The following is a 24,215-nucleotide window of genomic DNA, read 5'->3' on the forward strand; positions in this document are numbered from 1 at the left end:
GGCTCAGTCCGGCCAGCGCAGCATTCCATCAAACCGGTGCCGGCTGCGTTCCTCGATGGGCGTGGCGATGATCTCGTTGGAGGCGCGTGCCTTGTCGAGTTCTTCCGCAAGCCTGTTCGCAACGATCGTTTCCTGGCCCGGATGCAGATTGCACGGATCGAGGTAGAAATAGTGATGTTCCACCTCGTGGTCGCGGACGATGATCGGCGGTTCGCCGCGTCCAAGCGCGCTTGCAAGATCCCAGGCGGTGATATGCGCTTCCGGCGGTGAGATGATCACCCGCATGCGGTCGAGCGGATTGTTGGTCGGGTCGGGCTCGATCAGTGCAGTCACGCCCGGACGCCCGTCGAGTGTCTTTTTCCAGAGGTTCAGATAGCCCGTTTCGCGCTCGCGGATACCCGCATGATCCCGTTTCTCCCAGGCTTCCAGAGCCGCCATGACGCCGTAGACGCTCTCCTTGCCGACTTTCATGCCGCGGCCGATGCCCATGTTCTGCAGGAAGGCGCTGCGCACCAGCTCCTTTTTACCGGCGACGATGCCCGAGGTCGGGCCGCCGAGGAACTTGTGGCCGGAATAGAGCACGATATCCGCGCCCTGCGCCATGAAGAGCTTCAGGTCGTATTCGGAGGCCGCATCGACGATGACCGGAACGCCCTTCGCATGAGCGATCTCGACGAACTCGATGAGGTTCAGCAGCCCATAGTCGACGACGTGATGCGAGACCACATAGACGGCGGCCGCCGTCTTGTCGGTGATCGCATTTTCCATGTGGTAGCGATGCGTCGAGGTCGCCTGGCCGATCAGCACCACCTTGCCGCCGGCAAGCCGGATCGCCTGGTCCACCGGCGCACCGTAGCTCACCACATGGCCCATCTGGACGATGACCTCGTTTTTCTCCGGCGCCGCGTCCGGCAGTTTCTCGATCGCCAGCAGGTTGTTGCCGGTCATGGCTCCGGCGACTGCGAGGCTGATACCGGAAGAGCAGGAGGCCGTCACGAACCCCGCTTCGCCCCCCGTCAGCCGTGCGATGACGGCGCTTGCCTTGCGCTGCAGGTCGTTGATCTCCACGAACTGCGGCAGGATCGCCGCCATGGCTTCGATCGCCTCCGGAACGACGATCGAGGCCCCGAGGCTGGTCATCGTGCCGGATACATTGATGACCGGGCGGAGCCCGATCTGGGTGCGGATATCATCGGACATTCTCATCTCTCCAAAGTGATGGCCGGCTGCGGATTGCCATCGACAGTTATGCCATAGTAATGTAATAGCCTCTCGAAATCACACGAGGGGCCCGCGAGGAACATTGAATTGGACGCCAGGACTTCATCTGCAGCACTCTCCGAAGACGCCGTTTCCACCGGGGAAACGGAAGCCAAGGGCGCGCGCCGCTCGCGCGTGAGCGGCATCGACCGTGCGCTGCAGGTGATCGATTATCTCTACGAAACCGGTGCGCCGGCGGGCGCCTATGCGATCGCCAAGGCGGTCAAGGCACCGCTTTCCACCGTCTACGTGATCATCGATGATCTGGTCGAAAAGAACATGCTGGCCCGCAATCCCGACGGGTCGATCTGGCTCGGCGCTCGGCTTTACCACTACGGTCTTGCCTATGCCCGGTCGCTGGATTTCATGAGCGTCGCCACCCACGAGATGCACGACCTCTGTCGGCAGGCGGGTGAAACCGTACAGCTCTGCGGCCGCGACGGCGACTATATGCTGGTGCTCGCCATGGCGGACGGCCCGAGCCATTTCCAGGTCGCTTCGCGCGTCGGCACGCGTGTACCGCTCAACTGGACTGCCTCCGGCCGGCTGCTTGTCGGCCACCTGCCGGACGAGGAGCGGATCGAACTCTTCAAGCGTTGCGCCCGAACCTCTCCGACCGGTCGTGCCGAGATTAATGCCCGCACCCTGTCCGACTCGGCAGGCAAGGCGTTTCAGGAGCGCCTGTCCATTCAGGTTGCGGAATCGGACTATGCCGTTGCCTGCATTGCTTCGCCCGTCGTAGATCGCGAGGGCCAGTGCGTCGCCACCATTTCCATCGTACTTCCGGAACAAAAGGTCTTTTCCGACGAAAACCACTATACGGAACAGGTGCGCGCCTCCGCCGAGAAGATCGAAAAGCTGATGGGCTGGCGCAACCACTGAGTTCTGTCCTCCCCTCAATCGCGCAGAGCAACGATCGCTTCGATCTCGACGGTGATATTGCCGGGAAGCGAACCAAAGCCGACGGCCGAGCGAGCATGCTGGCCCGCCTCGCCGAAGACCTCGATGAAGAGGTCCGAGCATCCGTTGATGACCCGCGGATGATCCTCGAAATCCGGAACGGCATTGACCATGCCGAGCAGTTTCACGACCCGCTTCACCTGCGAAAGGTCGCCGAGCGCGCCCTGCATCACGGCAAGCAGATTGATGCCCGTCAGTCGCGCGTGTTGATAGGCCTGCTCCACATCGACATCGCCGCCGACCTTTCCGGCATGGAGATAACCGTCCATCTCCCGCGGCCCCTGACCGGAAAGGTAGAGAATATTGCCTTCGCGTACATGCGTCACGAAATTGGCAATCGGCGGCGGCGGCGGCGGCAGTTTGATGCCGAGTGCCGCCAACCGCCCATAAGGCGTTTCTGCCACCGGAGTGGCCTTTGCTGGAGACGTATTCACGTAAACTCCTGTCATGCAATTTCAGGAATGTCGGCTCACCGCCACGAATAACCGTGGCTGTGGCGGACGAGCTTGCGGGCCCGCGGGATATAGCGGCTGGCGACGGTGGCTTCCGATCCGATGACCGCGTAGCGCGGCTCGAACAGTCTGGTCAGCCGCGAGACATCACCGTTGGAATCAGTCGCTTCGAGGTCGGCATCAACGAGATCGAAGATCGTAAAATCGGCTTGGCTGCCGACCGACAGCCGGTTCTCCATGGAAAGCTTGATGACCGAGGCGGGGGCATGGGTCACCGCCTCCACCACCTTGTCGAACGGCATACCGACGGAAAGCAGCTTGGACATCGTCGTTGCGAGATCCCAGACCGGGAAATTCATCGAATGCCCATGCAGGTCAGTCGAGATCGAGAACGGTAGCAAGCCGCGCTGGATGGCCGCTTCCGCCACCTTGAACGAGAAGGACGCGCCGCCATGGCCGATGTCGAGGCGGATGCCTTCGGAGGCGCAGCGTTCGGCAAGGTTGAAGAGGTCCTCGTCTTCCATGATGCTCGAACCGGCCTTGCCGTTGAAGCAATGAGTGACGACGTCGCCGGGCCCGAGGATTTCCAGAACCTCGTCATAAAGCGCTGGCGGCTCGCCCACATGCACCATCATGGGCAGTTTGAGGATCTTGGCGATCTTCTTGCCGAGCTTGACGGGGATAACACCCCAGGAACCGGTGATGACATGGCTCGCGCGCACCTTGATGCCGACGATATGCTCGCTGTTTTCCGCGTAACATTCGAGGATGCGGTCGAGGTCGATATCCTTGATGTCGCGCAGTTCCGGCACGCGGTTGCAGGCGACGAGCCCGATCGAGCCGAGGTTCAGGAAAGCCTTGATGCGTTCCTTCGACGGCTCGATGATGTATTCGCGAAAGCCGTGGAAATTGGCCTCGCCTGCCGAGCCCGCATCGACAAGCGTGGTCACACCACGTTCGGCGCCGCATTCCGACGGACGGATCGATATATCCGTGCCGCCGTGCCAGATGTGGACGTGCAGGTCGACCCAGCCGGGAGAAATCCACGCGCCCTTGCCGTCGACACGCTCCGCATCGACAGGCGCCGCAAGCGACGAGCCGATCGCCGAAATCCTGCCATCGGCGCCAACGAGGATATCCGTGACGGCGGCGGATGTATCGCCGCCAAAGGCCATCGGCTTCACATTGGTGAGGAGGAGCGGCTTGCCCGCTTTTTCACCGGTCATTCTAAAGGTCCTTTCGAAGTCTTGGATCGAGCATGTCCCGCAGCCCGTCGCCGACCATTTGCAGCGACAGCACGGAAAGAATGATTGCGAAGCCCGGGAAATAGGTCATCCAGTCGGCCTGGCCGATATACTGGCGGCCGGCGGCGATCATCGTTCCCCAGGTTGGAATTTCAGGGCTGACGCCGAGCCCGAGGAAGGAAAGCCCGGCTTCGGCCAGCATGGCGCTGGCGAAGAGGAACGTGCCCTGCACCAGGATCGGCGACATGAGATTGCGAAGCACATGCCGCGTCATGATGTGGAAGGTCGAAATGCCGAGCGCCTTCGCCGCTTCCACGTAAGGCAGTTCGCGGATCACCAGCGTCGAGGCGCGGACGATCCGGGCAAGTCGCGGCGAATAGACGATCGCCAAAGCGACGATAACCGTCACCAGCGACGGACCGAGGGCCGCAACGAGCGCAATGGCGAGCAGGATATCCGGAAATGCCATCATCGCATCGATCAGCCGGGCGATCGGCGTGTCGAGCTTCTGGAAGAAGCCGGCAAGCAGGCCGAGCGTCACGCCGATCAGCGCCGACAGCGCCACCACGGCAGCCCCGACCAACAGAGACAGCCGCCCGGCATAGATGGTGCGCGAGAAGACGTCCCGCCCGAATTCATCCGTGCCGAACCAGAAGATTTCGCTCGGCGGCTTCAGCCGGTTGACGATCGAGAGCTTCGAGGGCGAATAAGGCGCAATCCAGGGCGCCAGGATCGCAAGCAGGACGAAGATTGTCAGCACGATCACGCCGGCTGCGACGGTCCTGCGCCTCAGGAGCCGGCGGAGGAATTTGCCTCGCTCGCTGACAGCCGGCTTGGGAGTGGTGGTTGCGATATCGGCCATCAGGTGCGCACCCCCATCAGTAACGTACTCTGGGATCGACCAGAAGATAGAGCATGTCGATCGCGAAATTGATCAGGACGTAGAGGCCGGCAATCACCAGCAGTGCGCCCTGGATCACAGGATAGTCGCGGCGCAAGACCGCTGAGACGACGAGATTGCCGACGCCCGGCAGGCCGAAGACGGTTTCGGTGACGACCGCGCCGGAAATCAGGACCGCCGCCGTCAGGCCGATGACGGTCAGGATCGGGATCAGTGCGTTCTTCAGGGCGTGTTTCATCACGACGCGCCGTTCGACCAGACCCTTGGCGCGCGCCGTGCGGATATAGTCGTCACCCAGCACGTCCAGCATCGAGGCACGCGTGAAGCGCAGGATGAGCGCCGAAGAGACGAGACCGAGCGCGAAAGCCGGCAGCGTCAGGTGGTACATCCGTTCCAGAAAGGAGGAACCCGGACCGCCGTATCCCGAAACGGGAAACAGGCTCAGCCTGACCGCGAAGAACTGCATCAGGATGAGGCCCAGCCAGAAACTCGGAATGCTTGCGGCCAGCATGGCGATCGTGGTCGCTGCCTGATCGATGAAGGAGCCACGCCTGTAGGCGGAATAGATGCCGATCGGCAGGGCTATGATGCTCGCGATCGCCAGCGAGAAGATTGTCAGGAAAAAGGTGGGCTCAGCGCGATCGAGAAGAGCCGAACCGACCGGCATATTGAGAAAGATCGACTGACCGAGATCGCCGCGCAGAAGCTGGCCTATATAGTAGATGTATTGAACACCGATCGACTGGTCGAGCCCGAGACGGGTCCTGAGCTCGGCGATGTCCTGCGCCGTCGCGTCGGGACCGAGCATCACGGCGGCCGGGTCTCCGGGCGTCACGCGCACGATCACGAAAACGATCGTGACGACCAGGAACATCACGACGATCATGCCCGCGAGGCGCTGAAGGATGTAACGTATCATGCAAACGGGTTCCTGTGTCCGCACGGGACAAGGCCGAGAGCGGATGCCGGCCTGCAGCCTGGCATCCGCATTTCTCGTGCTTACTTTGTGATCGAGGCGTTCCAAAAATACGGCCAGGGAGCCGGATCGACACCTTCGAGCTTCTTCGATTTCGCGGAGACGGCGTTGAAATCGCCGATCTTCAACAATGGCAGTTCATCATAGATCGTCTTCTGGACATTTGCCCAGAGCTCGACGCGCTTCGCCGGATCAGCTTCGGACGTGAAGGGATCGACTGCGGCCTTGCGGGCAGGCGTATCCCACCAGCCGGGCGAACTGGTCGACAGCACGCCCATCAGGGCCGGCTCGGGCAGGAAGGGGCTATGGGTGATGTAGATATCCCAAAGCTTGGCATCCGCACGACGCTGGGTCAGCGTCGCCCAGTCGACCACCTGCATGTCCACGTTAACGCCGGCGAGCTTCAGGTATTCTGCCGCCACCTGAGCCATCTTGTAATGGAACTCGTATTGGCGGCTGGTGAGGATCCGCAACGGTTCACCCTTGTAGCCGGCTGCCTTCAGGTCCGCCGCAGCGCCTTCGGGATCGCCGAGATTGTAATTGCCTTCGGTCCCGACCTCGGTGTTCCAGACGAAGCTCTTCGGATAGAAGGCTCCGTCCGCGTTGTAGAAATCCTTGCTGCCGAAAGCTGCAGCCAGCATGTCTTCCATGCTCAGTGCCTTCTCGACAGCCTTCCTGATCGCGAGGTTCGAGGAGAGGCCTTCCTTGGTGTTGAAAACGAAGACCGGGAAGCCGAACGGCTTCAGCATGATCGGCTCGGATAGCTGGGAATTCTTGATTTTTTCAAAGGATTCGACTGGAATGGAGTCGACGTAGTCGTACTGGCCCGAAACAGCCGCCTCGACGCGCGTGTTCGGATCCGGAACCGGCACGAAACGAATTTCATCGAGATACTGATGACGGGCGCCGCCATAACCGTCGCTCTCGCCGGAACGGGGCTTATAGCCGTCAAAACGGGCGAGCTGGATATACTGGTCCGCCTTGCGCTCCTTCAGCATATAGGGTCCCGTGCCGATGAACTCTTTCATCGGTTCATCCTGCTTTTCAGCCGGAATGATGATGGCCGCGGAATTGTTGAAGGCGAGGAGAGAAAGAAGCGGTGCATAGGGCTGCTTCAGTTTTATAGTCACCGTCGCGGCATCGGCAGCAGCGACGGATTCGATGAAACCGGCGACTTGCTTGCCGCGCGAAGCAAGTTTCGTCCAGCGGCCGAGCGAAGCAACCACATCTTCCGACGTCATGTCGCTGCTGTCATGGAACTTGATGCCTGTACGCAGCTTGATCGTATAGGTCTTGCCGTCCGCGCTGATCTCCGGGAGGCTTTCGGCGAGAAGCGGCGTCACCTTCCAGCTCTTGTCGAAAGTATAGAGGGTCTCGAAGATATGCTGCGTGACGATGCCGACGAGGTCGGCGGTCGATACCATCGGATCAAGAGTTGGCGGCTCGCCGATTGTCGCGACGTTGATCACGCCGCCCTTTTCCTGAGCCATCGACAGCGAGGGGGCTGCGATCAAGGCAGTCGCAACCAGGAACGCCAGTTTCAGTTTCATTGAGGTCTCCCGTTTTTATGTTCCACTATTATGATATATAAGACTTTATAAGAGAATACAGAACCCGAAGGTCCTGTCAATGGCCTGCCGTAGTGTACCAGTGGATCGCGGAACCGCGGCGGAGGCCAGCATCGAGGGCCCGCGCGGCATCGTTACGGGGAGCGGATGAGCTAATGAGCCCGTGATATGGCGGCCACCACCCGGTGTCTGTCGGGAACTGATCGGCGAATCTGTCGCCAGCGACGAGGCCCTCCGGCCGATCCGACAAGAAGCAGCAGGCGGATATCGATCCGAACGAGAAAAGTCAGCTTCTAACGTGCCACCTTGTCCGGATGCGCATTTGCGAACGATTTCAGCTCGGCGCAGCAATCAGCGATGGCCAAAAGTCTCGGGTATCCGGTGAGATCTACATTCCAGCGCCGTGCATTATAGACCTGTGGCACAAGACAGATATCCGCCATGGTCGGACGGTCGCCGTGACAGAACCTGCCGGTCGAAGGCGAATCCAGAGATTTTTCGAAAGCGGCCAATCCCTCTCCAATGAATTTTTGCATCCAGGCGATCCGTGCTTCATCACCGCCACCGGTCAACGACAGGACATGGCCGGTGACGTTGAGATTGCAGACCGGATGGATTTCGATTGCGATGATGTAGGAGAGTGCCCTCACCCTCTGCCGACCGACGGGATCGCCTGGCAGGAAGGCCCCGCCGCGCGTCTCGTCGAGATATTCGATTATGGCCAGCGATTGGGTAAAGATGTGGCCGTCAATCTCCAGCACTGGGACAAGGCCCTGCGGATTGCGCTGCAGATGCTCCTGCGACCTGTGTGCTTTGGCAAGCAGATCGACCGGAACGGAGCGGAATGTCTCGGCGAGCATGTTGAGCGCGATCCGCAGCCGATAACTGGCAGAAGAGCGCCAGTAATCGTAGAGCACCGTGTCGCTCATCCCGTCTTCTCGTATTTCGTCACGGCCTGCTCGATCGCGCCAAAGATGGAATGCCCCTTCTCGTCCTTCATCTCGATCCGCACAGTATCCCCGAAATGCAGGAAGGGCGTCTTCGGCACGCCGAGATTGATAGTCTCGATGGTGCGGATTTCGGCGATGCAGGAATAACCCGTGCCGCCGTCGGCCACCGGCTTGCCCGGCCCGCCGTCAAGCTTGTTGGAAACCGTACCGGAACCGATAATCGTGCCGGCAGCAAGGGGCCTGGTCTTAGCCGCATGGGCGATGAGTTGCGGGAAATCGAAGGTCATGTCGATACCGGCATTGGCCCGGCCGAACGGCTTGCCGTTCAGATCGACACGCAACGGCAGATGCAGTTTGCCGCCATCCCAGGCATCGCCAAGCTCATCCGGAGAGACGGCGACCGGTGAAAACGCCGAAGAGGGTTTTGACTGGAAGAAGCCGAAACCCTTGGCAAGTTCAGCCGGGATCAGTCCCCTTAACGATACGTCGTTGACCAGCATAACGAGCCGAATTGCATCGCGGGCCTCATCCGCCGACGCGCCCATCGGCACGTCGTCAACGATGACAGCCACCTCACCCTCCATGTCGCAGCCCCAGGCTTCGTCGCCGAGAAGGATCGGATCGCGCGGGCCGAGGAAGGCATCGGAACCACCCTGATACATCAGCGGATCGGTCCAGAAACTCTCCGGCATCTCCGCGTTACGCGCCCTGCGGACAAGCTCGACATGGTTGACGTAAGCGGAACCATCTGCCCATTGATAAGCACGCGGTAACGGCGACGTGGCGTCGTGCTCATGAAAACGGAGGGTCGGCTGCGAACCGGTTTCAATCCCTTCCGCGACACGGGCAAGCCGCGGCCCCGCATGCGCCCAGTCGTCCAGTGCCGCCTGCAGCGACCGGGCGATGTGCCCTACCTCCGAGCACCGGGTCAGGTCTTTCGACACCACGACCAGCCGACCGTCGCGCGTGGAATCCTTCAACGTCGCAAGCTTCATATGTCCCCCTCTTATTCGCCCTGCTCCTCAAGGCAACATGTCAGAATGTGTGGCGCCTGCCGAAGAAAACAACGCCCAGACTGTTTAATTGAGTAGACGTGCCCTCGTATTATTTCACTTGATGCCTGGCGTTCCGTCAAACCTGCGTTCGAGGCCGGTCCAGCAATCGATATAATCGTCCTGCAGCGTTTCGAACTCCGCGGCGAACCTGGTGATCTGCTGCGGGAACCGCGTCTCGAACATGAAGGCCATGGTGTTCTCGAGCTTGACAGGCTTTAATTCGCCATTCGACGCTTTCTCGAAACCCGTGAAATCGGGGCCGTGCGGCAGCATCATGTTGTGCAGGCTCATGCCTCCCGGCACGAATCCCTCTTCCTTGGCGTCATAGCGGCCGTAGATCAGCCCCATGAACTCGCTCATGATGTTGCGATGATACCAGGGCGGCCGGAACGTGTGTTCTGCCACCAGCCAGCGTGGCGGAAAGATCACGAAATCCACATTCGCCGTTCCCTCTTCGCCCGACGGTGCCGTCAGCACAGTGAAAATCGACGGATCGGGATGGTCAAACAGGATCGCACCGACCGGCGAGAAGGTGCGCAGATCATATTTGTAAGGCGCATAGTTACCGTGCCATGCGACGACGTCGAGCGGTGAATGGCCGATCTCGGTCACATGAAAAGAGCCGCACCACTTCACGTGCACACGGCATGGCGTTTCCTTGTCTTCATAGGTGGCTACCGGTGTCTTGAAGTCGCGCGGATTGGCGAGGCAGTTGGCACCGATCGGACCGCGGTCCGGCATCGTGAATTTGGCGCCGTAGTTCTCGCAGATATAACCGCGCCAGACGTCTTCCTCGCCGAGCCGGGTGACCTTGAACATGGTTCCGCGCGGGACGATGCAGATTTCGGATGGCTCCAGGTCCATTTTGCCGAGCTCGGTGAACACGCGGATCGATCCTGTCTCCGGCACAACCAGCATCTCGCCATCGGCATTGAAGAAATAGTCGTCCACCATGTCGGCATTAAACGTGTAAACATGAGCCGCCATGCCCGCCTGGGTCAGCGCATCGCCCGCCGTCGTCATGGTGCGGATACCCTGCAGGAAATTCAATTCCTCCTTTGGAGCCGGCAGCGGGCTCCAGCGAAGCTGCCCAAGCGCCAGCGAGTGCTCGCCGATATGCGGCGCAGTCTTCCAGAATGGATAGTCGATTTTCGTGAAGCGGCCCGTGTGCCGCACGCTGGGACGAATACGATAGAGCCACGAACGCTCATTGGTGCCGCGCGGCGCGGTGAAAGGCGAGCCGGAAAGCTGCTCGGCATAGAGGCCGTAATTGCACTGCTGCGGGCTGTTCTGGCCCTGCGGCAATGCTCCCGGGAGGCTCTCGGTCTCGAAATCATTGCCGAAGCCCGGCATGTAGGCGAGCGCTTGCGTTTTGACAGAGGCCTTTACGGCTTTCGGATCGATCTTGTCCAGCATGGCTTGCTTCCTCCCATGATGACGATATGGTTGCAAATGTAACCATCTATTTTGTAACCATCAACGCCATGGACCACTTTGCTCTCGAACAATTTCTGCCCTACCGTCTCAATCGCGCCGCCGAATTTGTCGGCCTGCGCTTCGCCGCGCATTACAAGGCAAAGTATGGCATGACACGGCCGGAATGGCGCACGCTCGCAGCCCTCGGCAGTTCCGGCCGCATGACATCGAAGGCTGTCGGCATCCATTCGAGCATGCACAAGACGAAGGTAAGCCGCGCCGTGTTTGAGCTGGAACAGCGTCGCTGGCTAAGACGAACGCAGGACGAAGCCGACCGGCGGCTCGAGCATCTGGAACTCACTGCTGCCGGGCTACAGGCTTACCGGGAGCTGATCGAACTCGCCCGCCGGTATCAGGCAGAGCTGGAGGCAGAGTTCGGTGACGGCGGTGTCCGGGCGCTTGACGAGGGTCTCGCGGCCGTGGAACGCGTCATGCGCAAGCCCGCCAGGGGCAAGAAGCTTCCGGAACCTGATGGCCTCTGAGCCTCAGCTCTTGGCGGGCTTTTGAATCGGAATCCCGCCGAAATCCTTCAGGACATTGAGAACGATCGATGTCTTGACATGTTGCACGCTTTCATGCGGCAGCAACACGTCATTGACGAAATGGGACAGGCCCGCGAGATCGCGTGTCACCACCTTCAGATGATAATCCATCTCACCGGTCAGCGAGAAACATTCCAGCACTTCCGGCAGGTCCTCGACGAGGCGCGCGAAGCGCTTGGCATTATCGCGGTTATGCGTGGCCAGCGTCACGGCGATGACCACGAGCAGGTCGAGACCGAGCTTCTGCCGGTTGAGATGTGCCCGGTAGGTCTGAATGAACCCCTCACTTTCCAGCCGTGCCCGCCGGCGTGAACATTGCGAGGGAGACAAGGCGATGAGCTCGGAGAGCTCGTTATTGGTCAGCCGCCCGTCGTTCTGCAGATGGCTCAAGATTTTTAGATCATATCCGTCCAGAGCATCCATCGTGCACCCACTTCACTAATCTCGCACACATCATGCATCATTCGAGCGGAATACAGCCCATATTGCAAGCACAATGCACGTGACCTGCATCATCATGAAAGGTGACTGACAGGAGGAGTTTACCATGGGTCCTTTCCCGCACGACGCACCGGTTTCCGAGATCACCCCCGACAATCCGGCGGGGACCGACGGTTTTGAATTTGTCGAATTCGCCCATCCGGAGCCGCAGAAGCTGGAAGAACTGTTTTCCCGCATGGGCTATAAGCCGGTGGCGCGGCACAGGACGAAGAACATCGCCGTCTGGCGCCAGGGCGACATCAATTACGTCATCAATGCCGAGCCGGGCAGCCATGCCATGCGTTTCGTCGATGAACATGGCCCTTGCGCGCCGAGCATGGCCTGGCGTGTCGTCGATGCCAGACACGCTTTCAATCATGCGGTCGCCAGGGGCGCGAAACCTTATGAGGACAAAGACAAAACGCTCGATGTGCCGGCCATTGTTGGCATCGGCGGATCGCTTCTCTATTTCGTCGAGACCTATGGTGAGAAAGGTTCAGCCTACGACACGGAATTCGAATGGCTCGGCGAACGCAATCCAAAACCCGAGGGCGTCGGCTTCTATTACCTCGATCATCTGACCCACAACGTCTATCGCGGCAATATGGACAGGTGGTGGGATTTCTACCGCGAGCTCTTCAATTTCAAGCAGATCCACTTCTTCAATATCGACGGTCGCATCACCGGCCTGATGAGCCGGGCAATCACCTCGCCCTGCGGCAAGATCCGTATCCCCTTGAACGAATCCAAGGACGACACCAGCCAAATCGAAGAATATCTGAAGAAGTACAAGGGGGAAGGCATTCAACACATCGCGGTCGGGACGGAGAGCATCTACGAGGCGACCGACAGGCTCGCCGATAACGGGCTGAAATTCATGCCCGGTCCACCCGACACCTATTACGAAATGTCGAAAGGGCGCGTGCACGGCCATGACGAGCCGATCGACCGTATGAAAAAACACGGCATCCTGATTGACGGCGAAGGCGTGCTCGACGGCGGTATGACGAAGATCCTGCTGCAGATCTTCTCTAGGACCGTCATCGGCCCGATCTTCTTCGAGTTCATCCAGCGTAAAGGCGATGAAGGCTTCGGAGAGGGCAATTTCCGCGCCCTCTTTGAATCGATCGAGGAAGATCAGATTCGCCGTGGCGTCCTCAAGCCAAACGAAGCCGCGGAATAGGAAACATCCTGTTCAGTCGCAGCCAATATTGAAGAGAAATATGCCGAACCGCACATAGACCGCCAGATCTGAAGATGGAGCGCACGCAGGCAAACGCTAAGTTCTCGGCAAGCCCTCCGGGCGCATCTGTTTCTTGAGCGCGGCGATGCGGAAGATGGCATTCGGGGCGCCATAGCCACGATAGCCACGCCGTTCGACGATCTCGAAGAAGAAGCCTTCGCCATAAGTGCCGCTGTAGAGCTGGAAATATTCTCCGTGTTCGTCACGGTCATAGAGGATGTTGTCCGCCTTCAGCCGCTCTGTCAGCTCCGGGTCGAGACCAAAGCGGGCTTCGACATCACCATAATAGTTGGGCGAGATGGAGAGCGGCCGGAACCCGTTCTTCCGGAGCGCTGCGGCGGTCGCGAAGATGTCGTCGGTCTCGAAGGCGAGGTGCTGGATGCCCGAACCGAACTTTTCCGCAATGAAGTGGCCTGCCAGAGTGCGGCGGTTCTCCGCACCATTCAGCGTGACCCTCAGTGCCCCTGAGGCATTCTCAACCACCTGGCTGCGCACCACGCCGGCCGGATCGATAATATCCACCATCGGCGTCTTATGGGCGTCGAAGATCGAAGTATAGAACAGAAGCCAGGTCAGCATTTCGTCATAGGCCACCGTCTGGGCGATATGATCTATGCGCAGGAGATGGGCCGGGGCAATCTCCATACCTTCTTCAACGGGCAGGAAATCGATTTCGGGAAATCGCCCGAGCTCACTTTTGTCATCGATCAGGTAGATCAGCCCGCCGCCGACGCCGCGGATTGCCGGTATCTCCACCTCACCCAGCCCGACCGGCTGATTGAAGGGTTCGGCATCGAGTGTCACGGCACGCGCGAGCGCGGCCTTGGCGTCGTCGACCAAGAGTGCCATGGCATAGGCGGAGGTGCCGTGCACGGCGAAGGACGCGTTGGCAAACCCTTTCTCGTCCGTATTGACGAGCAGCCGGATACCGCCCTGGCTGAACAGGCAGACCTTCTTTGTTCTGTGAACAGCTGCTTTGCGGAAGCCGAGCGTATGGAAGATGGCAACAAGATCCGTGGCCTCCTTTTCATCGGCAGAGAATTCCACGAAGCCGACACCCTTCACCTTTGCCCGATCCGGCATGGCGGGAAGGGTCAGGCCAGACACATTCGGGCTCCTTCGCACCTGGTCGCCGAGATAGATCAGCGAACGGTGGCCGTCCGCCGCGATCGAGCGGGTCGAACCGCCGCGAAACTGGTCGTTGAAGATTTCCAGTGAGAAGTAGCCGTCATAGCCGGTTTCGGCGATCGCTGTTGCAAACTCCGTTACGGGTAAGTCCCCCTCGCCCGGCATATTGCGGAAATGCCGGCTCCAGTAGAGCAAGTCCATGTCGATCAGCGGCGCATCGGCAAGCTGGACAATGAAAATCTTGTCCTTCGGGATGGAACGGATGGAGTTGATGTCGATCTTGCGCGACAGCGTATGGAAACTGTCGAGGATGAGGCCGATGTTCCGATGATCGGCACGCCGCACGACCTCCCAGGCGTCGCGATGGTCGTTGATATGGCGTCCCCAGGCGAGCGCTTCATAACCGACTTTCAGGCCGCGCCTGGCAGCCCGCTCGCCGAGCTCGTGGAAATCCGCCGCCGCCCGGTCGATCCCGCCGAGCGAGACTGGCGAGACATTCGAGCAAACAAGCAGCAGGTCGGTGCCAAGCTGCTGCATGACATCGAACTTGCGCTCGGCACGGTCGAAGGTTCGTTGCCGGTGGGAAGGCGGCATGCACTCGAAGTCGCGAAAGGGCTGGAATAGTGTAATCTCAAGGCCGTAGTCGCGCGCCATCCTGCCGACATCCACCGGACTGCCGTCGAAGGCCAGGAAATCGTTTTCGAAGATTTCCACGCCATCGAAGCCGGCTTTTGCAATGGCCTCAAGCTTTTCAGGCAGCTCCCCGCTGATCGATACGGTCGCTATCGAGGTCTTCATGTACTCCTCCCTTCCTCCAGTTCCGCAGAACGTTTCATGAGGGCATCGGCCGCCGCCGATTGCTCCTCGCTAGAGGTCAGGGATTTTGTACTAAATGGTTCGTAACATCAAATGGTTTGAGGGGTATCTGCACGAAGCTCGGCCATGAACGCCATCGCCAACGACGGTTCGGATTTGCCATACTGATTTCGAGTTAGCCGATACGAACATGCTCGCCGGAGGCTGCGACCATATCTACGGCGATATCCGGGCGCGCTTCAAGGAAATGCCGAATTCTTGCCGGTTCCATCAGGCTAAATGCGGTGGAGAGCGCATCGGCCGTCGTCGCATCCGGAGCAATCACGCTCATGCGCCGGTAACGCTCCGGAACGCAGCCACGGATTGGGTCCAGGATATGTCCGAAGCGGCCCGAACGGTCGAAATGGAATCCTGATGAACTCGAAGTGGAAACCGCCTTGTCGATGATATCGATGACCGTATTCGGGGTTTCACCGGCTTCCATTTCAGCGAGGCCGATACGCCAGGGTCGACCATCGGACGCGGCGCCGATGGCACGATTTTCCCCCATGCTGACAAGGCTGCTCGTGACCCCGGCATCGCGAAGCATCTGAACGATGCCGTCGGTAATGTAACCCTGCGCAATGCCATTGAAGCTGAGGGCCATGTGTGATCGAGCGAAAGCGACGCGATCCCGGTTGAAGCGAACGCCATCAAAACCGACACGAGAAAGGGCAGTCCGGAGTTCGTCGTTTTTCGGTCCGGCAGGATCGGCATCAGCCCTGGAGAAATGCTTCGCATAGAGGGCCCAGAGCGGTTGTATCGTCGGATCGAAGGCACCGTCGCTTGCTTCCCAAATGGCGCGGGACCTTTCCAGCAACATAATCATGTCTGAAGGGGGGGCAGCGATTGCGCCGAACCTGTTCAGCTCCGCCAGAACGGAATCGCTTCTGTACAGGCTGAATATCGCTTCCAGCCGGGAGACTTCGGCAATGACGCGATTGACCAACTGCCTGGCCAGCACGGGATCGTCGTGGTTCAGAATCAGCGTCGCCGGAGCTCCAAGGGCTTGGCCTTTCCAGCCGACAGGTTCCATCGTCTGCGCCGCAAGTCCGGCAGATGGGATGAGCGGAAGCCCCGCAGCAGCGGCAAGAATACAGATTGCACGGCGGCGTGTGAAAGTCTCAGCCATGATCATGGCCCCCACCGTTGTCGTTTGTTTGGGAGGAATCCGCTGCGGGTAGTTCCGCGCCGGCTCCGAGGATATAGGCCTTCGGCACTTCGGCGAAACCAACCACGCGCCCACCATTCTTCGAGGCGAACGCGTGCGCATCGTTCTCATTGGAGAAGGGCACGGCCTCATCGACACCCATTCCGCCGCGCGCAGAACTGTTGATGACGAAGAATGCCCTGCGCGCGTCGACCCAGTTTTCCGCTCCCGGCTGATCCCAGTTCGGTGCCTTGCCCATGTCGGACACATAGATCGCGGCGATGTCCTTCGGTTCTTCCGGCAACATGGTGAAGGCGAGAGCATCGCGTGCGGACGAGAACCAGATCGCCTCAGGTATTTGCTGCAGGATGATCTGCCCTTTCGGGCCTGGATGTTCGAGCACGTTCATGCCGCAATAACGGCCCATCGCCTCTTCCGTCAGGGCAAACGGAGGCGGGACAATGGTGCTTTCCTCCTTGCAGCCGACAAGAAGGAAAGATGCAGCGACTGCCGCTGCGGCTAGGATCAATCTCATACTTCCCTCCTGGCGAAGATAAAGTTGGCGACGGCGAGCGGGAGGACGGTCCACAACCCCAGAGCACCGACCAGAACAGGCGTGGAAAGCCGGGTATGGCCTGCTATCCCTCCCATGCCCGAAAGAGCGCTCGCGCCTCCGGAGCTAAGATTGAGCAGGCGATAGGCGTCAGTCGGATTGGCGACCAGAAGCAGGTCGAGGAGCCCCGAGGGCAAGGCCTGGCCTTGCCCGGCGACCAGCGCGCCGAGCAGGGCCATGTCATAGATCAGGACGAAAAACAGCCAGATGCCGATGGCGATCCCACCCGCCGTGCTGCGTTCGCTTGCCTGCGTGCTGACCAGATAACCGATGGCGATAAAGACAGCGCCGAGCAGTACCGAGGATGCCACCATCGAGGCGAAGGATTCCCAGCTTTCGATGTCGATCCCCGTACTGGTCAGAGCAAGTCCCAGCGCGGATGCGCCGTAACCGAAGAGCGTCGCGAAAGCGAGAATGGATACATGTCCGAGAAACTTGCCGAGCATCACCTCGCTCCGGCCGAGTGGATAACTCAGCAACAGCAGCATGGTCCCGCGCTCCGCTTCGCCGACGATCGCATCATGTGAGATCAGAAGCGCAATCAGCGGGATGAGAAAGATGGTGAGGCTCGACAGGCTGACGATGACGACATCCAGCCGGTTGACACCGACATTACCGGTCGGCGCACTTCCGAGGAACGAAAGCGTAAGCGCGAGGGCCGCCAGGAGCAGCGTGGTGGCCAGGACCCAGCGATTGCGAAGGCCCTCCTGGATTTCCTTGCGGGCGACGATGAGGATGTTGGTCATTGCGTCTTCTGCCCGTTCAGGAAATGCGCGTAGAGATCGTCGAGCGTAGGCTCGGTGATAGCCAAATCGGCCAGCATGGAGGGATCGCCCGTGACTTCGCGCAGCAGCGCGATCTTGTCCTCCGGCGCGACATTGGCTTCGAGACGTCCTTCGGCCGTTCTGCTCCAGCTTGCCCCTTCAAGGCTGCTTGCTCCGTTCGCAAGCCGGACGCTGATGCGGGTCGGCAGACGCGCGAGCTTGCGCAATTCATCCAGGGTTCCGTCCGCGATCTTGGTGCCACGATTGACGATGATGACGCGGTCTGCCCGATCTTCGAGCTCGGTCAGGGCATGCGATGAGAGGAGCACCGTCGTCCCGCCACCGCGCAACTCGGTTATCAGGTCGTAGAAATTCCGCCGCAGCGCCGGGTCCAGCCCGCTGGTCGGCTCGTCGAGCAGCAGGATGCGCGGCTCGCCGAGGAGCGCCTGGGCGAGACCTAGTCGCTGACGCATGCCTTTCGAATAGGTGCGCACCGGTCGGTTTGCGGCTTCGGGCGCCAGCCCAACACGTTCAAAGAGCATATCCATGTGGGAAACCGCCACGCGCTTCAACTTGGCATAAAAGGCAAGCGTCTCGCGTCCTGTCAGCGTCATATGGAAGGAAACGCTCTCCGGCAGATAGCCTAGCCGTTGGCGGACCGCGAAGTCGCCTGTCGCCGGGTCTTCGCCTAGAACCTTGACAGAGCCCGTGGTCGGGCGGATCAGGCCAAGCATCAGCTTGATCAGCGTGGTCTTGCCCGCACCGTTATGCCCGACCAGGGCAATGGTCTCTCCGGCCTTCAGCGCGAAGGACATATCCTTCGTGGCCTCGATTTTGCCATAGCGCTTGGAGGCGCCCGTGAGTTCGACCGTTGCTGTCATTGGATTTGTCTCTTTCCGATGATCGGCCTCATCAGAGGATGGCTGTCGACCACGCCGCCCGGCAGCAAGGCAGGGAATTGCGCTTGTGCCCAGCGGATGACCTGAACTGCAGGGCTGGTCGTCAAAAGCTTGGCCTGCGGCGCCGTCCACAGAACCTTGTCGATCAGGTCGTTTGGCCGGTAGGGATTGTCCGCAATACCGTCGCCATCGAGATCGAAGGCCGGATTGTCGCTCCAGTAGTTGCCCCGCCCGTCCTTCGACCAGTCCATATAGCGCGTACCGACATATTTGACCTGGTTGCGATTGTTGATGAAGGCGTTCCCGCTGATAGCATTCGCTTCGGAGCCCGCAGTGAAATGAATGCCGATCGCACATCCCTCGAAGAGGTTGTCGGTGAAGCGGTTCTTGTTGGCGTTGTAGATAAACACGCATTTTTCCGGGCCTGGTCGTAATCCCACGGGATTCCGGTCCATCGATGTCGTGTCTTCGGTCTTGGGCATGTCGGGATCGGCGTTCCGGTTTCCCCCGAGCAACCAGCGGCTCGCCGGCTGCAGGCGGCCGAAGACGGAATTGCCGGTGATGACCGAGCTGTTGGCATAGTTGAGCAGCAGACCGTGGTCGCGGTCGCCGTCCGAGACATTGCCGGTGATTTTCAGGCGGTTGGAAAACATGATCGCGTAACCGACGGAATTGCCGGTGGAGATATTGTCGCTGATCTCGCTGTCGTTCGTGTACATGTAATGGATGCCGAAGCGCAGATCGCTGAAGCGGTTGCGGCTGAAGACATTGCGCTTGCTCGCCATGGTGGCGATGCCGTCCCGTCCGTAGCTGATCACGTTGTCCAGCACCTGCGCGCCGGGCGCGTTCCAGACGGAAACGCCGTTGCCGGCCTCGCTGAGGCGCTCGCCCTGCAGTCCGACAATCGTATTCCGTTGCGCGACGGAATTGGCCGCGCCGTGCAGATAGATGCCGAAAAGATTGCCGGTCATCACATTGCCCTCGATCACTGCGCCGGTCGCCGCCTCCGTCGCCAGCACTCCCGAATCGAGTGCTGTCAGATCGTGGCCGGAGCCGCTGATAGCGAGATTGCGTATAGTGACGCCCGCCGCATTGATCGTGATCACACTGCCCCTGCCGTTGCCGACAACGCTTGCTCCCTTTTTGCCGGAGATCGTAAGGGGCTTGTCGATAACGATAGGCGCTGGATAGATACCCGGTTCCAAGGCGATGAGATCGCCTGGGGCAACTGCATCGATGACCGCCTGCAACGACACTCCCTCGCCCGGCCCGACGATGTGATTTTCCGCAAGCGCCACGGCTGGAAGGGCGGCCCAGAAGGCCGCCATCCCGATTGTCGCAATTGTTGATCTCCGCCGCATCATGCCGTCTTGGGCTCGACCAACATGCGGCCCTTCATCTCCATGTGCATGGCATGGCAGAACCACGAGCAATAGTACCAGTAGACGCCCGGCTTGCTGGCCTTGAACGTCACCGAGGAAGTCGCCTGCGGCCCGATTTCCATGTTGATGCCATAGTTGACGAGGGCAAAGCCGTGGGTCAGGTCCTCGATCTCGTCGATATTCGTGACGTAGACCGTGACCTCGTCCCCTTCCTTGACCGTGAAGCTTTCCAGGCCGAAGGCGGGGGCGGCGGAGGTCATGTAGACACGCACCTTGTTGCCATCCCGGATGACCTCGGAATCGACGAGCAGATCGATACCGTCGGCTTTCGCCTGCTTGACGGCGTCGGCAAAGAAGGGGTCGTCGCGCTTCCAGATGCTGATGGGGTTGATCTTCGAAGCGTGGACGATCGTGGCGTCATGCGGTTCCGCGAATGTCGGATTGTCATGCACGAGCACCATTTGATCACCGGAAATGTCGATCAGCTGGTCGTTTTCCGGCTTCAGCGGACCGACGTTGAGGTAGCGATCCTTGGAGAACTTGTTAAGCGAGATCAGCCACTTGCCATCGGCATCCTTGGTCTGGCCCATGGAGGTGTGGTTGTGGCCTGGCTGATACTGGACGTCGAGCTTCTGGCGAATCGGATCGACCTTCTCGCCCTTAAAGGCACGTTTGGCATCCTCGATGTTCCATTTGCATATCTGGCTGTCGAGAAAGAGCGTCGTATAGGCATTGCCCTTGCCATCATAGGCCGTGTGCAACGGGCCGAGGCCCAGTTCCGGTTCGGCGACGACGGTATCGCGCGGCTTGATCTTGTCGGCGAAGAGGTCATCGAACTTGCGAACGTCGAAGACCGTCACGGTCGGCGACAGCTTGCCGTTGGCGACCACATGAATGCCATCCGGTGCCGTGTTGATGCCGTGCGGACTGTTGGAGACCGGAATATAGCGCGTGAAGCGAGAGCCATGGCGGCCGTCGACGACAGGCACGCCGTTCATTTCCTTGTAGTCACCCTTGGCAACGGCTTCCTCGATCCGCTTCAGGTCGAACACGACGACCCAGTCCTGCTCCTTTGACATCATCTGTTCGAGGTTGACGCCTTCCTCGGAGTTGTAGCAGGTGGCGAAGCAATATTTGCCCTGGTAGTCGGCATCGACGTTGTCGAGGTTGCCATCCACCATGACCTGCCAGGCGATTTTCATGGTCTCGCCGTCGATAGCGGTGAAGATCGCATGGTACTGCTTGGTATCGTCGAGGATCTTGCCGTCGTTCGGGATAGGCGCACGATCCTCTCCGTTGGCAAAGACATAGCCGGTCTTCGGATATTTCTGGACACGCAGCCCATGGACGGTGTGCTGATTGGGAAGCTGGATGATCTTGTCGCACTTCATGACATCGAGGCGAATGCGCGCAACGCGGGTATTCGCCTTGTCGTTGGCGAAGAGATAACGCCCGTCATAGGAGCCTTCCGTGAAGGACGGGTGGGGATGATGGAGGTCGCCGTTGAGATAGATGCCACCTTTATCCTCCAGGAACTCGACGCTTTCCGGGAGCAGACCTTCGGTCAGGATCTTGCGGCTTTCATTGGTCTGGCCCCAGCCAGTCGCGCTGCACCGGTTGAAAACCGGAACGCGCATCAGCTCGCGCATGGAGGGCAGGCCGACGATACGGACTTCGCCCGTTTGCCCGCTGGAGAAGAATACGTAGTATTCGTCCAGCTCGCCCGGCTTCACCTCGTATGGCTGGTCGCCCACCTTCTGCGCGAGCGCCGGCGTCGCAGCCGCGCCGGAAAGCGTGAGCGCACCACCGACCCCGGTCGCGCCTGCGACTGCGGCCATGGCGGTCGTCCCCAGTATCTGCCGCCTGTTCAGGCGCGGTGGGTTGTGTTCGTCAGACATTGTTCGTCTCTCCTTGGTTGGTCCTTCACGCCGGCTGATCCGATACGGCGTCAGAGCTGGTGATTGGTGCACCCTTGTAGGTGACCTGGGTTTTGGGTGGCGTTTCGCCGCGGGAAGCGGGGGAAGACAGCCGCAGGAATTTCTCGCGCTTTTTCCGCACCTCGATCATGTGCGGACAGCGCTGGTCGTCCTGGTAGAGTTCCTGGCAGTGCATGCAGTAGATGCACTCGTTGACGTTGATCTGCCCTTCCGGATGAATGGCCTGCACGGGACATTCCTTGGCGCAGCGATGACAGGGCGAGCCGCATTCCGGCCAGCGTTTCAGCCATTCGAACATGCGGATGCGACCGGGTATGGCGAGAGCTGCGCCGAGCGGGCAGAGGTAGCGGCAGTAAAAACGCTCGATGAAAAGGCCGGCGACGAGCAATGTCACGGCGAAGAGGACGAAGGGCCACTGGCGGGCGAATTTCAGGATGATCGCCGTCTTGAAAGGCTCGACCTCTGCGACTGTCTCAGCGAGCGCCATCGAATAGAAGGAAAGGCCGAACAGTCCGAGAAAGATAATGTATTTGACCGGCCAGAGCCTCTCGTGCAGCCCCCAGGGCAGCTTGAGCTGCGGCACCTTCAGCCGTTGGGCCAGTTTGTTGGTCAGTTCCTGAAGCGCGCCGAACGGGCACAGCCAGCCGCAAAACGGCCCGCGTCCCCAGAAAAGCAGTGCAGCTGCTATCGACGCCCACAAGATGAAGATGAGTGGTGCCGCGAGGAAGAATTCCCAGTTGAAGCCGGCGACGAGGGCATTGGCGAACGTCAGGACATTGACGACCGATAGCTGGGCATTGGCATACCAGCCAAGCCAGACCAGAGTGAAGATGAGATAGCCGTTGCGGACCCAGGCGAAAAGTTTGGGACGCCGGACCAGCCAATCCTGAAAAAAGAAGATCGCAGTCAGCACGAGCACGGCTACGACCGTGATGCCGATCGACATGCGGTTCATCTGCCAGATGCTGATCCACAGGGGCTGGCCCTCCTGCAGCGGATCAGTTGACGCGGCCGTGATCGCTTTTTCGTCAGTCGCGACAGGCACCGGTGGTGCAGCCGGGCGGCTCTCGACCGTCATGTAGGCAGAGGGGAGAGAATAGCCGAGGTTATAGGGAAGGATAGCCTTCTCACGACCGCCAGCACTGCGTTGCACGAGCAGTTGCAACTCCCAGGGCTCCGTGACATCGAATGTAAACTCGCTCGGCACAATGAACAGAGCGATCTCGCGAAGGTGTGGCGCGTCCGGTGCGGCAAATGCCGGCAGCCTCGTATGGTCGCGATCACGGAAGCGGAGGCCCTGGCCGTTCTGCAGCAGTTCGACCCGATCGAAAATGCCGCCGCGAACATAGCCCGAGCCCTTGAAGGAATAGGCTCCATCACCAGCCACGATGAGGGCGGACTGTCCGGGCTTAAGCCTGGCTGTCAGACGCTGGTAACCCTCCTCTCCCAGAAGCGTTCTGCCGATCGCCGGGACGCTGACAGGCGCCATGAAAAGATCGATGAACCTGTCTTCGGGATTCTGGGTTTCAGCCTTCTCCGCGGCGATCGGCTGGCCCGCCTGTCGAAACGCATCCGACACTTCCCCGACTGTTAGCCGAAGGCTGCGGATCGAGCCGTCGCCGATGAGCGTCTGCCAGTCACTCACGGCAGTCCTGGATGGATCGACCTTTCTGATTTCGGTCACCGTCGCAACCGTCTCGCCGCTACCTGCATTCAGCCGATTGCTGCGGATGAGCTGGACTGCGGACCGCACCACGCTGTCGCCCATGACAAGGACGGTGACGGTCGCACCGCTGACGATATCGACCTGCGGCGGTCGTTCCGCTCCCGCCGCAACGCGTCCCATATCCTTTCCGATGATCGCATTCATCGATGCGACCACTTTCTTCTCCGGTATGCCGATAAGAACGATGGGTTCCTTGTGATCGACCAGCTTGAAGCCCCGTATGACGCCCTTCGGATCAATGCCGACGACGATGCGGATGGGCTTGCCGGAATAACCGACGGAACTGGTGAAATCGGAATTGAGATAGGCGTAGCCAAGCAGCTCGTCGCCACGGAGAACCGGAACGATCGGCGGGTCTCCGGCAATCGGTCCGAAACGATCTGCGCCCTGAAAAAGATCTCCCGGCTGGACCTTGTCGAGAAAAGTAGAGAGCTGCCCGGCAGCATGGCCTTGCGTTGCAATCATGAATGCAACGAAGAAGGCCGCAAACCAGGCAAACAGGATCGAAGGGCGCAGCGAAAAACGTGATCTCTGTGGCATCTGCTCGGTCTTCTGTGAATTACGAGCAGAGCTTTAGGGGACTCGGGAAAATACTCTTTGAGCTAAATCAACTATAAGGGATGCATCTTTTTGCGATTGAAATTTTGGCTCGCC

At 59.9% G+C, this 24,215-nt stretch carries 21 protein-coding genes; 3 read left to right on the forward strand and 18 right to left on the reverse strand.

What is annotated here, in order from left to right; translation table 11 throughout:
• Window positions 1–3: 3 nt before the first annotated feature.
• Complete coding sequence (locus tag JL39_RS17135) at window positions 4–1,200, reverse strand: aminotransferase class V-fold PLP-dependent enzyme (protein WP_037152986.1); 1,197 nt, start codon at window positions 1,198–1,200, stop codon at window positions 4–6.
• A 102-nt stretch (window positions 1,201–1,302) separates the two neighbouring features.
• On the opposite strand from JL39_RS17135, the gene JL39_RS17140 reads away from it, so the two are divergent.
• Complete coding sequence (locus tag JL39_RS17140; RefSeq protein ID WP_037152987.1) at window positions 1,303–2,142, forward strand: IclR family transcriptional regulator; 840 nt, start codon at window positions 1,303–1,305, stop codon at window positions 2,140–2,142.
• 14 nt (window positions 2,143–2,156) lie between these two features.
• Here JL39_RS17140 and JL39_RS17145 read toward each other — a convergent pair whose 3' ends face one another.
• The 8 genes from JL39_RS17145 to hmgA form a co-directional block, all read right to left on the reverse strand.
• On the reverse strand, window positions 2,157–2,669 hold the full coding sequence (locus JL39_RS17145) for a RidA family protein (RefSeq protein WP_081952875.1): 513 nt from the start codon (window positions 2,667–2,669) through the stop codon (window positions 2,157–2,159).
• A gap of 20 nt (window positions 2,670–2,689) precedes the next feature.
• Entirely contained in the window at window positions 2,690–3,898 is a 1,209-nt protein-coding gene (locus JL39_RS17150) for an amidohydrolase/deacetylase family metallohydrolase (protein WP_037152989.1), read from the reverse strand.
• Between the two features lies 1 nt (window position 3,899).
• Window positions 3,900–4,778 (reverse strand): ABC transporter permease, encoded by an 879-nt coding sequence (locus JL39_RS17155; protein ID WP_037152992.1) that lies wholly within the window; start codon window positions 4,776–4,778, stop codon window positions 3,900–3,902.
• 16 nt (window positions 4,779–4,794) lie between these two features.
• Complete coding sequence (locus tag JL39_RS17160) at window positions 4,795–5,736, reverse strand: ABC transporter permease (RefSeq protein ID WP_037152994.1); 942 nt, start codon at window positions 5,734–5,736, stop codon at window positions 4,795–4,797.
• Between the two features lie 80 nt (window positions 5,737–5,816).
• Entirely contained in the window at window positions 5,817–7,343 is a 1,527-nt protein-coding gene (locus JL39_RS17165) for an ABC transporter substrate-binding protein (protein WP_037152996.1), read from the reverse strand.
• Between the two features lie 311 nt (window positions 7,344–7,654).
• Entirely contained in the window at window positions 7,655–8,290 is a 636-nt protein-coding gene (maiA, locus tag JL39_RS17170; protein WP_037152999.1) for a maleylacetoacetate isomerase, read from the reverse strand.
• Window positions 8,287–9,306, reverse strand: coding sequence for a fumarylacetoacetate hydrolase family protein (locus JL39_RS17175; RefSeq protein WP_037153003.1), 1,020 nt, complete (start codon window positions 9,304–9,306; stop codon window positions 8,287–8,289). Before JL39_RS17175 ends, maiA begins: the two co-directional genes overlap by 4 nt.
• Window positions 9,307–9,420: 114 nt before the next feature.
• Window positions 9,421–10,782: a homogentisate 1,2-dioxygenase gene (gene hmgA, locus JL39_RS17180; protein WP_037153005.1), complete on the reverse strand. Its 1,362-nt coding sequence runs from the start codon at window positions 10,780–10,782 to the stop codon at window positions 9,421–9,423.
• Window positions 10,783–10,808: 26 nt separating this feature from the next.
• On the opposite strand from hmgA, the gene JL39_RS17185 reads away from it, so the two are divergent.
• The gene (locus JL39_RS17185; RefSeq protein ID WP_052182938.1) at window positions 10,809–11,324 is read left to right on the forward strand and encodes a MarR family transcriptional regulator; all 516 of its coding nucleotides are present in this window, start codon (window positions 10,809–10,811) and stop codon (window positions 11,322–11,324) included.
• A 3-nt stretch (window positions 11,325–11,327) separates the two neighbouring features.
• On the opposite strand, the gene JL39_RS17190 is transcribed toward JL39_RS17185, so the two are convergent.
• Entirely contained in the window at window positions 11,328–11,807 is a 480-nt protein-coding gene (locus tag JL39_RS17190) for an Lrp/AsnC family transcriptional regulator (RefSeq protein WP_037153008.1), read from the reverse strand.
• A gap of 124 nt (window positions 11,808–11,931) precedes the next feature.
• On the opposite strand from JL39_RS17190, the gene hppD reads away from it, so the two are divergent.
• The gene (gene hppD / locus JL39_RS17195; RefSeq protein ID WP_037153011.1) at window positions 11,932–13,047 is read left to right on the forward strand and encodes a 4-hydroxyphenylpyruvate dioxygenase; all 1,116 of its coding nucleotides are present in this window, start codon (window positions 11,932–11,934) and stop codon (window positions 13,045–13,047) included.
• Between the two features lie 96 nt (window positions 13,048–13,143).
• Here hppD and JL39_RS17200 read toward each other — a convergent pair whose 3' ends face one another.
• The 8 genes from JL39_RS17200 to JL39_RS17235 all read right to left on the reverse strand — a co-directional run bounded on the left by JL39_RS17200 (window position 13,144) and on the right by JL39_RS17235 (window position 24,026).
• On the reverse strand, window positions 13,144–15,033 hold the full coding sequence (locus JL39_RS17200; protein ID WP_037153014.1) for a sugar phosphate isomerase/epimerase and 4-hydroxyphenylpyruvate domain-containing protein: 1,890 nt from the start codon (window positions 15,031–15,033) through the stop codon (window positions 13,144–13,146).
• Window positions 15,034–15,226: 193 nt separating this feature from the next.
• Window positions 15,227–16,222: an FAD:protein FMN transferase gene (locus tag JL39_RS17205; RefSeq protein WP_037153742.1), complete on the reverse strand. Its 996-nt coding sequence runs from the start codon at window positions 16,220–16,222 to the stop codon at window positions 15,227–15,229.
• Complete coding sequence (locus JL39_RS17210; RefSeq protein WP_037153017.1) at window positions 16,215–16,775, reverse strand: nitrous oxide reductase accessory protein NosL; 561 nt, start codon at window positions 16,773–16,775, stop codon at window positions 16,215–16,217. Before JL39_RS17210 ends, JL39_RS17205 begins: the two co-directional genes overlap by 8 nt.
• Complete coding sequence (locus tag JL39_RS17215) at window positions 16,772–17,599, reverse strand: ABC transporter permease (protein WP_037153020.1); 828 nt, start codon at window positions 17,597–17,599, stop codon at window positions 16,772–16,774. The genes JL39_RS17210 and JL39_RS17215 overlap by 4 nt, the downstream gene beginning before the upstream one ends.
• On the reverse strand, window positions 17,596–18,498 hold the full coding sequence (locus JL39_RS17220; protein ID WP_037153024.1) for an ABC transporter ATP-binding protein: 903 nt from the start codon (window positions 18,496–18,498) through the stop codon (window positions 17,596–17,598). The genes JL39_RS17215 and JL39_RS17220 overlap by 4 nt, the downstream gene beginning before the upstream one ends.
• Entirely contained in the window at window positions 18,495–19,844 is a 1,350-nt protein-coding gene (locus JL39_RS17225; RefSeq protein ID WP_037153027.1) for a nitrous oxide reductase family maturation protein NosD, read from the reverse strand. Before JL39_RS17225 ends, JL39_RS17220 begins: the two co-directional genes overlap by 4 nt.
• A 32-nt stretch (window positions 19,845–19,876) precedes the next feature.
• Window positions 19,877–21,796 carry a TAT-dependent nitrous-oxide reductase gene (nosZ, locus tag JL39_RS17230; protein WP_037153028.1) on the reverse strand — a complete coding sequence of 640 codons (1,920 nt, stop codon included), beginning with the start codon at window positions 21,794–21,796 and terminating at the stop codon, window positions 19,877–19,879.
• A gap of 25 nt (window positions 21,797–21,821) precedes the next feature.
• Window positions 21,822–24,026, reverse strand: coding sequence for a NosR/NirI family protein (locus JL39_RS17235; protein WP_244446914.1), 2,205 nt, complete (start codon window positions 24,024–24,026; stop codon window positions 21,822–21,824).
• Between the last annotated feature and the right edge of the window lie 189 nt (window positions 24,027–24,215).

Source organism: Rhizobium sp. YS-1r (assembly GCF_000757525.1).
GTDB classification, from domain to species: Bacteria; Pseudomonadota; Alphaproteobacteria; order Rhizobiales; family Rhizobiaceae; genus Neorhizobium; species Neorhizobium petrolearium.